The 12,805-nt window shown below is 49.2% G+C and carries 13 protein-coding genes; 2 read left to right on the plus strand and 11 right to left on the minus strand.

What is annotated here, in order from left to right; genetic code table 11:
• Nucleotide 1: 1 nt before the first annotated feature.
• From CRO03_RS03610 to CRO03_RS03635, 6 genes are all read right to left on the minus strand, one after another.
• Nucleotides 2-505 carry a DUF2271 domain-containing protein gene (locus CRO03_RS03610; RefSeq protein ID WP_097110166.1) on the minus strand — a complete coding sequence of 168 codons (504 nt, stop codon included), beginning with the start codon at nucleotides 503-505 and terminating at the stop codon, nucleotides 2-4.
• A gap of 16 nt (nucleotides 506-521) precedes the next feature.
• Nucleotides 522-1,115 (minus strand): PepSY-associated TM helix domain-containing protein, encoded by a 594-nt coding sequence (locus CRO03_RS03615; protein WP_097110167.1) that lies wholly within the window; start codon nucleotides 1,113-1,115, stop codon nucleotides 522-524.
• Nucleotides 1,115-3,487, minus strand: coding sequence for a TonB-dependent receptor domain-containing protein (locus CRO03_RS03620; RefSeq protein WP_097110168.1), 2,373 nt, complete (start codon nucleotides 3,485-3,487; stop codon nucleotides 1,115-1,117). The genes CRO03_RS03615 and CRO03_RS03620 overlap by 1 nt, the downstream gene beginning before the upstream one ends.
• A gap of 405 nt (nucleotides 3,488-3,892) precedes the next feature.
• Nucleotides 3,893-5,176, minus strand: a complete 1,284-nt coding sequence (locus CRO03_RS03625) for a DEAD/DEAH box helicase (protein ID WP_097110169.1) — start codon at nucleotides 5,174-5,176, stop codon at nucleotides 3,893-3,895.
• 56 nt (nucleotides 5,177-5,232) lie between these two features.
• Nucleotides 5,233-5,538, minus strand: a complete 306-nt coding sequence (locus tag CRO03_RS03630; RefSeq protein ID WP_097110170.1) for a DUF6172 family protein — start codon at nucleotides 5,536-5,538, stop codon at nucleotides 5,233-5,235.
• 201 nt (nucleotides 5,539-5,739) lie between these two features.
• Nucleotides 5,740-6,345: a class I SAM-dependent DNA methyltransferase gene (locus tag CRO03_RS03635; protein WP_097110171.1), complete on the minus strand. Its 606-nt coding sequence runs from the start codon at nucleotides 6,343-6,345 to the stop codon at nucleotides 5,740-5,742.
• A gap of 238 nt (nucleotides 6,346-6,583) precedes the next feature.
• Here CRO03_RS03635 and CRO03_RS03640 point away from each other — a divergent pair, with 238 nt between their 5' ends.
• Together CRO03_RS03640 and CRO03_RS03645 are read left to right on the plus strand one after the other, a co-directional pair.
• Complete coding sequence (locus tag CRO03_RS03640) at nucleotides 6,584-7,048, plus strand: CreA family protein (protein WP_097110172.1); 465 nt, start codon at nucleotides 6,584-6,586, stop codon at nucleotides 7,046-7,048.
• Nucleotides 7,049-7,243: 195 nt separating this feature from the next.
• Nucleotides 7,244-8,131: an ABC transporter substrate-binding protein gene (locus CRO03_RS03645; protein ID WP_097110173.1), complete on the plus strand. Its 888-nt coding sequence runs from the start codon at nucleotides 7,244-7,246 to the stop codon at nucleotides 8,129-8,131.
• Between the two features lie 14 nt (nucleotides 8,132-8,145).
• On the opposite strand, the gene CRO03_RS03650 is transcribed toward CRO03_RS03645, so the two are convergent.
• From CRO03_RS03650 to CRO03_RS03670, 5 genes are read right to left on the minus strand one after another with little or no spacing between them, the layout of a single operon-like run.
• Nucleotides 8,146-8,661: a chemotaxis protein CheD gene (locus tag CRO03_RS03650; protein ID WP_097110174.1), complete on the minus strand. Its 516-nt coding sequence runs from the start codon at nucleotides 8,659-8,661 to the stop codon at nucleotides 8,146-8,148.
• 10 nt (nucleotides 8,662-8,671) lie between these two features.
• On the minus strand, nucleotides 8,672-9,733 hold the full coding sequence (locus CRO03_RS03655; RefSeq protein ID WP_097110175.1) for a protein-glutamate methylesterase/protein-glutamine glutaminase: 1,062 nt from the start codon (nucleotides 9,731-9,733) through the stop codon (nucleotides 8,672-8,674).
• Entirely contained in the window at nucleotides 9,734-10,582 is an 849-nt protein-coding gene (locus tag CRO03_RS03660) for a CheR family methyltransferase (RefSeq protein WP_097110176.1), read from the minus strand.
• Nucleotides 10,583-10,587: 5 nt separating this feature from the next.
• Nucleotides 10,588-11,124, minus strand: a complete 537-nt coding sequence (locus CRO03_RS03665; protein WP_212682323.1) for a chemotaxis protein CheW — start codon at nucleotides 11,122-11,124, stop codon at nucleotides 10,588-10,590.
• Between the two features lie 8 nt (nucleotides 11,125-11,132).
• Entirely contained in the window at nucleotides 11,133-12,794 is a 1,662-nt protein-coding gene (locus CRO03_RS03670) for a methyl-accepting chemotaxis protein (RefSeq protein WP_097110178.1), read from the minus strand.
• Nucleotides 12,795-12,805: the final 11 nt, after the last annotated feature.

Consider the following 12,805-nt stretch of genomic DNA (forward strand, 5'->3'; position numbering starts at 1 on the left):
ATTATTTATGTAAGCGAATTGACTGCAGCTCGCTTTGCCCTGCAACCACCATTGGTAAACGCTGCTCATCTAACGGCAGTGTTATTGGCAACTGCAGCACCTCACGGCCGCCGACTTCCCGGGCTGCCTCTACCTTGATGGTGTATTTTCCGGCAGGTAACGCTGCCAGCGCATGTTGCAACCGGGTACTGATGGTATGTTGCCCCGGGCCTTTAGTAGCGCCGGTCAGGCCGTCTACCGGCATACTCAGGGCCCGGCCACCGCGACGCCACCACTCACGTAAGTCTTTCAGCCATTGCTGGCCTTCGCCGTTTGCTAAAGCCAGGTCGAACCAGACCGCAACCTGGGTTGCCTGGCGGCGGTCATCCTCAATCCACACCGCCACATAAGGTGGGTGATACTCCGCCACGTTCAGCCGTGGCAAGGTTACTGTTAAATTAACGTCAGCGGCGAAAGCTTGGAAACTTATCATCACGACTGTTAATGCCATCCAGAATTTACGCATTGTTAATGTCCCTTATTTATATAAATACCAGCATAATGACTACCGGTATAAGTGCGCCTAAGGTAACCATGGGCCAGGTCATCGGCCGGTGTGGCCCCTGCCGGAACAGCAGAATCAGCCCGGTAATACAAAACACCACACAAACCAGGGCAAAAATATCAATAAACCAGAACCACACGGCACCAGTATCCCGACCTTTGTGCAGGTCGTTAAAGTAGGCCACCCAACCGCGGTCGGTTCGCTCATAAGTAAACTCAGCAAGGCCAGTATCAATTGCCAGCCAGGCATCAGCACCAGGCCCGGGCATCGCGACATAAAACTCAATACCGTCCCACTCTCCCGACTGCTGCGGTGGCATTGTCACCCCCTGCTTTCGCAAGTAGTTGTGTAAATCTGCTGGTAGCATCACCTTACCTTCCGGCAACTGTTGCAAGCGTTTCAGCACCGGTGCCGGCACGGCCATTTCAACAGTGGTTACCCGGGTAGTGCCGCTAATATCAGCCGCATGGTTTAAGGTAATACCGGTAATCGCAAACAGCAGCATGCCTGACAGCGTGACGGCGGCACTTATCCAGTGCCACTGTCGAACCGAGCCAATATTCAAACGCATCAGAAGCTAACCGTCATACCGAGCCAGACGTTACGGGCTTTGTCTTTGACGTTGTAATCATCGGTAAACACCACTTCACTGACCGCGCCACGGCCGGTGACATAGTCATACTCGCCATCGCCGTTTAAGTCGTTAAAGAGGGTGCTGTAAGACGTGAAGTCACGATCAAGCAGGTTGTTGATACGAAAATCAAACCGTACCATCTCAGTCAGGTTGTAGCTGGCCCCCAGATTCAGCAAACTGTAATTCTGGTAATAGAGTTCCTGTTCAATAACGCTGTCGTAGCCACGGTAACGGTCTGAGCGCAGCTCGCCCTGCAGATACAGTTGCAGGTTATCAGCGACTGTCCATTTAAGCCGCACGTTAGCCATATGCTCGGCGGTATTAGTCAGTGGCAGGCCAGCTTCAGGGCCACTTTTCTGCTCACTGTCAGTCCAGGTATAGTTACCCTGCAACGACCAGTCAGGCGAGACCTGATAACGGCCAGCAACCTCTACCCCCTGAATATCTACCTTATCAATATTTATTTTCTGGCTGTAGGTCTGATACCCCAGCTGGTCGTACTCGCCTAAATTTACGCAAGGGCGCACGCCGCCGGTCTGGCTGCAACTCTGAATGGTGTCGCCACGGGCAATCTTGTCTTCAAACCGGGTTGTAAAGAAGGTGATATTAAAGTTGTGGTCCAGCTCAGCAGAGCTCCAGTACAGGGCAATCTCCGAATTGACGCTGGTTTCTGGTTGTAAGCCGGGGTTGCCGGCAAAAGGGCTGGTACCCTGGCCACCAAACCCGGTAATACCGTCATATAAATCGGTGGTGTTCGGGGTTTTGTAGCCGGTGCTGACGCCACCTTTTACTGTCCACTGTGAATTGATGCTATACACCGCGTAAAGTCGTGGTGATACCTGGCTGCCAAACGTATCGTGCTGGTCGTAACGTACCCCGGCTGTCAGGGTAAAGTCATCGGTCAGCATCCAGTTGTCTTCAACAAACAAGGAGTACATCTCCTGGTCCTGCACAGCACCGGCGTTACCATCTTCCAGGCCGAATACGCCATCGTGCAGCTCACCATCTATCAACTGGCCACCTAGCACCAGGTTGTGGTAGCCCAATGCATTAAGCGGAATATCAAAGCGCACATCCAGGGTGTACTGATTACTCTCAAGCGGGCGCGCCGGACGGGGTAAAAAAGTATCCTCTGCCAGATCACGGCGTTCTTGTTCACTTAAGCCGGCGTAGTCACCGGTACCGTCGAACATTTGCTGCAACAATAAACGCTCAGCTACGCTCAGGGGCAAAGTACGACCATTATTAGCGGTATCAACATAGGACAGTGCAAACATCCCTGAACCAAAGCGCCAGTCAGCATCATATGCCAAAGACCACCAACTGCGATCAAACTCCTGATCAGCAGCATAACCCGCCCGCGGATTAACCTGCCCCCTACTAGCCTGCCACAATGCTTCTATGCTGTCTTTGGTGCCCAGCGGATAGACAATAGTATCGTTTGCAAGATCATAGCTGGGGGTATTGTCGTATATCTGGTTAGAGATATCGTAGTCAAACTTCAGCCGCTGATTATCGGCCGGGGTCCAGGAAAGTGAGAAACCGATATGTTCATCTTTGTTATCAACGGTACGGCCACCGCCACCAAAACCAAGCTCCCGCACGATCACATTGCCGTTCGGGTCAATTGCCGGCGCAAAAGCCGGTGACGAAGCTTGCTGGTCGTAAAGACTGGCGCGCAGCCCCAGGCTCAGCACGTTGTCAATCAGCGGGCCCATTAGTGACACTTCAGCAGTAAAGTCATTACCAAAACTATCATCCGATTGCACGCTGCGACCCATACTGACTTCGCCGGTCCAGTTTTCAGTGTGCTTCTTGGTAATAACATTAATGACCCCACCCAGCGCATCGGCACCATACAGGGTCGAGGCCGGGCCGCGGATCACTTCAATACGGTCAATAGCGGCCAGAGGCGGCACATGATTAAACGCGTTGCCACCAAAATTATTCGGATAAATATCACCATGATTATTCTGACGACGACCATCGATCAGCAGCAGGGTATATTCGCCGGTAAGCCCCCGCATACTAACCGAACCCTGGCCGGTTTTATCGCGGGTAGTGCCAATATCAATGCCTTCCTGATACTTCACTGCGTCCAGCAGACTGGTAAAAGAGCGCTGACGAATTTCTTCCTGAGTAATAACTGAAATACTGGCTGGCGCATCAGTCAGCTTCTGCTCAAAACCTGACGCGGTGACCACTATATGTTCAATACCATCCGGAGCGTTGGCTAACTCCCCCCAAACCGGCGTCGATAAGCTGGCGCCAATAAGTAAAGCCAGTTTAGTTGGTGTTACGTGCTTCATTTTTGTTGTCCCCTCATGTCCCTGAGCAATACCGCTCGAAAATTGTCGGACATATGGTAAACGGAAAAGCGGACAAAGATCAATGCAAATGATAATAATTATCATTTGTTATTATGGAATGTTATTTAGTTGCTTAACTTATCAGCAGCGCCGTGCATCAAAGTTCAGTGCAATGCCAGAATTTGCGCAGGCTTTAGCCGGCTAAGCTTGCCATATAAGCAGAAGATTTGAGTTTAGCGTGACGCACAAAAAGTTAAGAGTGAAGAACGAAGAGTGGTGCGCTAACGGGGCAGCTAAAAACAGGTGCGGGAGTATAAGCAAGTTAGCAAAGCCCAAACCTGAACAGGAACACATTCAGGTTTGAGCAAGCAGGTTGTTGCAGACAATTGCTGGCGCGAAAAGCTGTTAACGCGGTTTAACTTTAGCGTTTGCTTTGGGCTTCGCTTTGGTCCGGCTCTTTTTTGCAGTTTCCAGGTTAATCACGGTTTCAGTCGCTTTATTGGAACGGCCTGACAGCACTTTACGCGAGATACTTTTTAACAGCGACTCGCGGTTACTCACCTCAAAACCGGGCTTAACAATGCGTTTAATGTCCACCCCAATCAGCTTTTGAATGCGCTCTAAGGTTTGCTCTTCTTCACGGCTGACAAAAGAAATGGCAGTACCTGAAGCCCCTGCCCGGCCGGTGCGGCCAATCCGGTGTACGTAGTCTTCCGGCAAATATGGCAGGTTAAAATTCACTACATAATCCAGGCCCTGAATATCCAAACCCCGCGCCGCCACTTCTGTTGAAATTAATACCTGCAACCTGGCCGATTTAAAATCGGCGATAGCGCGGCGTCTGGCACCCTGACTTTTATCGCCATGGCACACTGCAGCCTCAATTTTGCGTTGTTGCAGGCCAGCTAATAAGCGGTCGGCCTGTTCTTTGGTGCTGGTAAACACCAACACCTGAAACCAGTTATTTTCCGCTAACAGCTGCTCAAACAACTCGATTTTACGGCTTTCTTCCACCGGATAAACTACATGGTTTACCGTATCTGCGGCACTGTTAGTTTTGGCCACCCGGATTTGCTGATGATTCTTCAGAATTTTATGCGATAACTCATTGACTGCCGGTGAGGTGGTGGCGGAAAACAGCAAGGTCTGGCGCTTGCTTGCCGTCATTTCCAGTAACTTCAGCACATCGGTACTAAAGCCCATATCTAACATGCGGTCGGCTTCATCCAGCACCACAAATTCTACGTCACTAAGAATGACATTGCCCAGCGCCAGGTGCTCTAGCAAGCGGCCAGGGGTGCTGATAACAATATCAACACCGGCGGTTAATTTATTAGCCTGGCCACCCATTTTTACGCCACCGTATAGTGCCGTAACGCTAATTGGCAGAAACCTGGCGTAGGCCGTTATTGCCACGCCAATTTGCTCGGCCAGTTCGCGGGTAGGCGTCAGGATCAGCGCCCGCGGTCGACGCTCCTCGGTGGCTTTGGGGTTATCCAGCATCCGTTGTAATACCGGAATAGCAAAAGCGGCGGTTTTACCAGTACCGGTTTGCGCCGTTACCTGTAAATCCTTACCACGGCGTGCCGGCACTATGGCCTGGCTTTGTACCGGCGTCATTTCGCTGTAGCCATATTCGACCAGAGCACGTTGTAAATCCGCAGCTAAATCTAACGATGAAAATTGCATCAGGGTTCCTCTGTAGCTTCGCTACAGTTATAAATCAGGGCAGCAGTTTGAAAAAATCAGTCTGCTGTAACATCAGTATCGCGCGGCTTATGGTTACAAGCCCGGGCCAGAATTTCTATATAAAACGCCGGCAACTCCTGCGTTACTGCAGTATCAATATGTTTATTAATTTCCGAGGTGAAAATCTTTTCAGCCTCTTCTGCTGAGGCACCAAAGCGGCAATCAAAGGTCCAGTAATCTTTGCCCTCAGGCAAGGTTTTACGCCGCTCTCTGGCCAGGTACTTTTTAATTTCATGCTTAATGGCATCAACCAGACGGGCCGTGTTCAGCTTAGAGTGAGTTAAAGCGAATGTTTTTTTCATTAAAATTCCTACGGATATGCACTCAAAAGCTGAACGCGCTAAATAATGCGCGCATTCTACATGGATAAGCCGCAGATAACTGCCACTATCTGCTATTTAGCTGCACATTTAAGCACAATACTTAAGCTGCAAAAATAAACAGCCGGCTATTACCAGCAGTGCGTAACATAAATCAGCTATAAGCGTAGTACATGAATCTCACTACTTTTTCTTCGCGGTCAATAAAAACACTGGGTACTGACCATGTGGTTTATGAACAACACTGGCATCTTCGGTGTTAACATCCAGAAAACCAGCTTGTTGAGCAGCTAACGCAATAGCCTGCCGATCAAAGCCCAGGTGGTAAACGCCGGTCTCTTCTGTATGAAAACTACCGTCTTCAGTATCAAGATCGGATATGGCAATAAATCCACCATTATTAAGCAGCGCATAAAACTTAATAAACATCGCATTGATGTCGTGCACATGGTGCATTGTCATTGATGATATAATGCCATCAAATTTGCCGGATATAACTGTAACGCTTAAATCAACTGGCATTATTTCAACGTCACAAGCGATACGTGCTTGTTTTTTTGCCAGCTGTTCATTCATTGCTGCTGAGATATCGACTGCGGTAATCTTGTTGACATAGGGCGCGATTCGCTCAAGCAACAAGCCCGTGCCTGAGCCAAAATCCATCAGATGCATAGTCCGATCGAGTTTGATGTTTTTAATTATCGTATTGGCGATACTGTCGACATTTGACACTCTGTTGTCATCACTTTCGTAGACAGCGGCCTTGTGCTCGAAAAAGTCTTTATTCATCAATTTACCTTTGCTTTGCCAACAGAATGGAAAAAGTCTGTGTAAATTTGAGTTTACCTATGTCTTTGGGGAGAAAACAGGGCTTTATGTCTCTCGCAAACCAAAAAGATTGGTACAAGTTACGATAAAATTGCACAGCGTATGATTCACAAATTTTGCTGATAACAATGTTAAGCTTGCTGATGGCAATATTGGAATAATTGCATAATGGAAACAATTAACCCGAGGAAACCTTACTATGCGCGCTATTTACTGTGGACTACTGTTGCTGATACTTACCGGTTGTGACAAAAACGAAGTGGGCGACGTCTCCCTCGGTATCTTTACCACCAAAGATATAAAACTGGATGCCATTAACGACCCGCTGGTAACTGGCGTTACCTGTCATGTCTCCAGCATTGAAGCCAACCTGGACTTTGCCGATCCGTCTGACAGCTCGATCGCCTGTCGCCAGACCGGCCCTATTACCGCTGACATGATTGCCAGGATAGATAAGAGCAGCAACGGTGAAGTGCTGTTTACCAAGTCAAAAAGTATCTTTTTTAAAAGCATGAAGATCCGTCGTATTCTGGACACCGAAAACCAAACCCTGATGTATGTGTCCTACTCCACCAAAGAAACCTCGGGCAGCTTTAAACACAGCCTGTCTACCGTGCCGTTATGGGGTACAGAAGCATATAATGCAGCGAAAGTGCAGCAGTAAAACGGCCAGGTAAAGCAGGCGTCGGCGAAGATTAACTGGATTCATTGAACTGAAGGACAACAAATAACCGTATAGAAGTGTAAGCATCTTCACAACTCTGCAATGACGCTAATATTGGGTTCAGCCGCGATTTCTGACAATATGTAATAATTCCGGCCACCTGACTGTGATGTTGCTTATATGGAGGAGACTGAAATGTTGCTCAAACGGTATTTGCTATTACTGGCGACGTTAACGCCAGGCTATATAGCGCCGGTTGCAGCCGGGGAGCGTGCGCAATATCAAATCCAGTCTCTGGAATGGGTGATTAACAGCGCACCACCCTTTCATATTTTAGATGGCCCGCATGCCGGTCTGGGAATATGTGATGCATTAATAGATGTCGTAAATGAACATCTTCCCGAACTTGCGAGCAACCGTTATGTGCTGCCACAAACACGCATTCGCCAGCAATTTCAACGCAAAGCAAATCAATGCTTTCCGTGCATGATTTATCGGCCCACTCCAGGCGAGACGATTCAAAGCGAGCCCACTCACTTTTATCATCCACACGGCATTATCACCACCACTGAGAAGGCGCGCACTATACAAGCACGACATGGTAATCCGGTCCGTCTTGCCAGTTTAATAAATGACCGTTCTTTTCGCTTTGGCTATCCTGATGGCCGTCATTACCCTGCAGTACAAAATATTTTAGATCAAGCATTACAAAATGAGATTAGCCGGATTGCACACACCGGTGAAAATGCGACAGTAGCCATATTGTCGATGATTAAAAAGGGCCGGATTGACTACACCCTTGAGTATCAGATCCTGCATAATTTTGATAAAGCGGAGAATGCCGCCGGCAATTTGGTCTTTCTGCCTATTGCAGAAACCCAGGGCCAGCATGTGCTTGGCGCTATCGGTTGTACCAATACCGAATGGGGCCGGGCGGCAATAGCAAAGATAAATCAGGTACTGCCCCTGGTGCGCCGGCACCCGGAGTTTTTAAAAGTGCTGGGGCTCTGGTTTAATGATGATCCTGAAGCTGGTCCCTACCTTGATTTACTACAAGAGCGGGTTTGGCAAGCTGATGAGTGAGGAAGAGCAGCCGGCTAAACCTTAGCAACATCAAAAAAAACTGAACGTGCCTTACCGCTGTGTGGATCAAACGACACTTTACGATAACCATTTTCACCCACGTCAGCTTCAATAATTTTTACCCCTTCAGCAATCAGCAAACTAAAAGCCTGACTACAGTTAGTATCGCCAATCGGGCTTTTTTGCACCTCTGCAAATTCCGCACTGCTCAACCGTGCGCTTTGCAACATATTGCCGCCACCAAAAATACGGGCCTGATAGTCACTTAATGATGTCTGGCGCTCCGCAGCTAATTTTTTAAACAATGCTACGCAATCAGTGGCATAGCGGGCATCAGGTTCGCCCGGAATACTGCCATCAGGCGCAGCGGGTAAGGCAAAATGGCACATACCCCCCAGCCGCTTATGCGGGTGCCACAATGTTATGGCGACGCAAGACCCCAGCAAAGTATGCAGTAAGCGCCTGCCGCGACCAAACACTAACTCACCGGCATGCAGGACAATAGGTGGCTTGTTATAACTTGTTGGCATACTTTGTTAATTACCTTTTCAAACTTATTGCTAATACCTTGCTGCCAATCTGCTCCAGTGGTAATTGCACATCAATTGCACCGCGCTTGAAGGCCTCTTTAGGCATGCCATAAACCACTGATGTCGCCTCATCCTGCCCTACTGTCGCAGCGCCGGCCTGCTTCATTTCCAGCATGCCATCAGCACCGTCATCGCCCATACCGGTTAACATTACCCCTATCGCATTAGCGCCAAGATGCTGGGCTGCCGAGCGAAATAACACATTTACCGATGGCCGGTGGCGACTGACCAGCGGGCCCTCGCGCAACTCAATATAATAGCGGGCACCACTGCGCTTTATCAGCATATGGCGGTTACCAGGTGCGATAAGTGCATGGCCCCGCAATAAGGTATCACCGGTTTCGGCTTCTTTTACCTGAATACGGCACAACTGATTAAGCCGGTCAGCAAAAGAGCGGGTAAACCCCTCAGGCATATGCTGTACGATGGCAATTGCCGGGCAATCTGCCGGCATGCTTTGTAGTAGCACCCGTATCGCTTCTGTACCACCGGTTGAAGCGCCGACAACGATGACTTTCTCAGTAGTTTCTGCCATCGCTTTTAATGGCACAGATGGTAATACCGCATCTGCTGAAAGTTTAGGGCTGGTGACTTTTTTCACGCCAAGTAACTTTACTTTTGCCTGGGCAGCGCCGCGAATAGCGTCAGTAATCAGCTGGCGGCTCTCAAACAAAAAAGCTTTGGTACCCAACTTGGGCTTAAGGATAATATCCACAGCACCATATTCCAGCGCTTTAAGCTGGGTGTCTGAACGCTCTGATACCAAAGACGAGCAAATCACCACCGGTATCGGGTGTTGCGACATAATTTTACGCAAAAAAGTCAGGCCATCCATCCGCGGCATTTCAATATCCAGCGTAATGACATCCGGTTTTAGCTGGCGCATTTTCTCAACCGCGACGAAAGGGTCGGCAGCCGTACCTATTACCTCTATGTCGGCCTCACTGCTGAAGATCTCACTCAGCCCCTGGCGCACCACGGCAGAATCATCAACAATCAGTACTTTGATCATTTAAGCCACCCGCTGATACACAGTAGGACTTACTGCACGAAGGCCTATACGCTGATTGCCCACGGTTTCTGAATGCCCCAGAAATAGCAGCCCACCAGGCACCAGGCAAGAAACCAGATTGCGCACCACTTTAGCCCGGTCCTGCTCATTAAAATAAATCATCACATTACGGCAGAAAATCATGTCGAATTGCTGCTCGCCGGGGTAGGTGCCGTTAATCAGGTTAAACAAACTAAAGTCGACTTTTTGCCGCAGCGGTTTAACAATTCGAAACAGCTTCTTCGTCGGGTCCTTGCTTTTCAGCAGGTATTTTTTTCTAAGCGCCTCAGCTATCGGTGCTATTCTGTCGTGCCAGTACACCGCATTTTGCGCTTTGCCTAACACCGTAGAGCAGATATCAGTGGCGCGAATACTAAAGTCAAAATCTGGCCAGTCCTGCTGTAACTCAGTTAGCAGCATGGCCAGGGTATAAGGCTCTTCGCCACTGCTGCAGGCAGCGCTCCATAACTTTAAAGGCGCGCGCCGATAATGCCCACGCGTCAACTGCTGCGAAATAAAACCGGTTAAATAATCAAAATGCGCCGGCTCGCGGAAAAAGTCAGTTTTGTTAGTAGTAATAACATCAATCAGTGCCGTCTGTTCTGCTTTACCCTGCTCCGACAACACAAAGTCTAAATAATCGGTAATCCGCTTGATACCACAGGCTTTTAAACGCTTACGCAGGCGGGTTTCAATAAGCTGACGTTTATACACCGGCAACTGAATGCCGGCCACCTGCTCCACAAAACTGGCCACCCGCTTATGGTCTTTATCGGTTAAGCTATCCGGCTGTGCAAACAGTGCTGGCATAATGCTTAACCCTGCTCAGCATTATCTGTTGCCAGCTCTGGCACTTCGTCTACCTGTACAGCTACTTTACTCAGCTCGTCGGCAGAGAATATCCGGCTAAGCTTTAATAAAATAAGAAAGGCATCATCATGTTTTGCCATGCCATAAATAAAGGCACTGTTAATCCGGTTGCCAATACGTGGCGGCGGGCTGATATCTTTAATAGCGATATCCACCACTTCTTTTACTTCATCCGCCATTATGCCCAAAGGGGTCGACTCACCATCAATATCGACATGGATAATAATGATGCAGGTATCCAGGGTAGGTGGTTTAGCCGGCATATCAAAATGCTTGCCTAAATCCACTACCGGGATCACCTTGCCGCGCAGATTTATTACCCCCAACATGTAGTCCGGAGTTCTGGGTACTTTGGTTACCTGACGAAATTCCAGCACCTCCTGAATACCACTGATTTCAACGCCAAACCATTCGTTATCGAGCATAAACGAAAGTACTTGCAGGTTACTGACGTCATGATGTGCTAACTGATGTTTTTCCATGATTCACCTCAATAACGCACAAAATCTTCATCATCATCCAAATCCAACGCAACACCACCGGCGCTTGCCAGTTTAGCCGACAGCGGACGTTTTTTCATTGGCTGATTCTTTTGTCCTTCTTTGCTCTTGCGGCCTGTTGTCGTTTTCACGCCAGGTTGGTTATCAACCCGGAAAAACTCGACCGAGGCATTCATTTGCTCAGCCTGAGCAGACAGCTCTTCAGAGGTTGCCGCCAGCTCTTCTGCGGAAGCGGCAGATTGCTGCACTACCTGGTCCAGTTGCTGTAAGGCACGGTTAATTTCAGCTGCGCCTTTGTCCTGCTCTAAGGCAGCAGCGCTAATTTCCTGTACTAAATCTGACGTGCGCTGAATATTCGGCACCAGCTCGGCCAGCATAGCTCCGGCCTTTTCCGATACATCCAGGCTGTTTTTTGAGCGCTCAACAATTTCACCGGCAGCTTTCTGGCTGCGCTCGGCCAGTTTCCGCACTTCTGCAGCTACTACGGTAAAGCCTTTGCCATGCTCACCAGCCCGCGCAGCTTCAATAGCGGCGTTCAGCGCCAGCAAGTTCGTTTGCCGCGCTATCTCACTGATAATGCCTATTTTTTCAACAATATCTTTCATTGCCGTCACTGAACTGCGTACCGCTTCACCGGTTGAGTCGGCGTCAGTGGCAGCTTTACGGGCAATTTGCTCTGTTTGCCGGGCGTTATCTGCCGTCTGCGAAATATTGGCGCTCATCTGCTCCATACTTGATGAAATTTCTTCCAGTGAGGCGGCCTGCTCGGTCGCCCCCTGCGCAATCTGCTGACCAGTACTGCTAAGCTCAATACTGCCGGCAGTGACGTTGCCAGATGACTCCTTAATCTCACCGACTATTTCCCGCAATTTGCCATTCATATTGCGCAGTACACCATAAATGTCAGCATCAGAGGCATTAGGGTTAAACTGCTGATTTAAGTCACCCTCACCGATAGCCACGGCTAACCGGCTTACCAAATTTATCCGCAAAATAATAATTACAGCGGCTAATACAGCCAGAATAAAAGACACCAATAAGGTGGTAAGCAAGCGGGTTCTGGTTTCCTGATAGCGCAGCTCAGCCCGTTGTTGCGAATCAACCATATCCAGTTCGTTAATTTCCACCAGTTTACGAACCGCGGTTTCAACCGTGTTCAGTGCAGGTACGCCTTTACTTTCCAACAGTAGATAGGCCTCACGGTCTGTGCGGTCTATATCTTCTTTGTTGGCACCAGAATCTTCTGTCAGTGCTGAAATCGAGCGCACTTGCCGCGCAACTGCCCGGTACTCTGCCAGCGCTGTTTTAAGGGTTTGCAGCACCTCCTTGCCTTCAGCACTTACCAACGCCTCAAGCTCAGGCAGGCGCTGATCAAATTTTGTCGTCGTTTCACCAATCGCCATTTCAAACTGCGTCTTCCTGTCTGCGGTAAACGCAATAATGTAATCTTTTTGTAGCCGGTCCAGCTCCAGTAAATTAGCCCGGATCTGGCCGGATAGCCGCACCTTGGCCGCCGGGCCGTCTATGGTTTCGTTTAAGCGATCCCGCGCCCGGTCTAAGGCGCTTAAGCCCATATAACTGGTAACCGCCAGCAGGGCAATCAGCAGCGCAAATGCGATGTACAGCAGTGTTTTAATGCCTATGCGTATCATGTTATCGATCC

Origin of the sequence: Arsukibacterium tuosuense (genome assembly GCF_900215315.1) — a bacterium.
In the GTDB taxonomy this organism is placed as follows: domain Bacteria; phylum Pseudomonadota; class Gammaproteobacteria; order Enterobacterales; family Alteromonadaceae; genus Alishewanella; species Alishewanella tuosuense.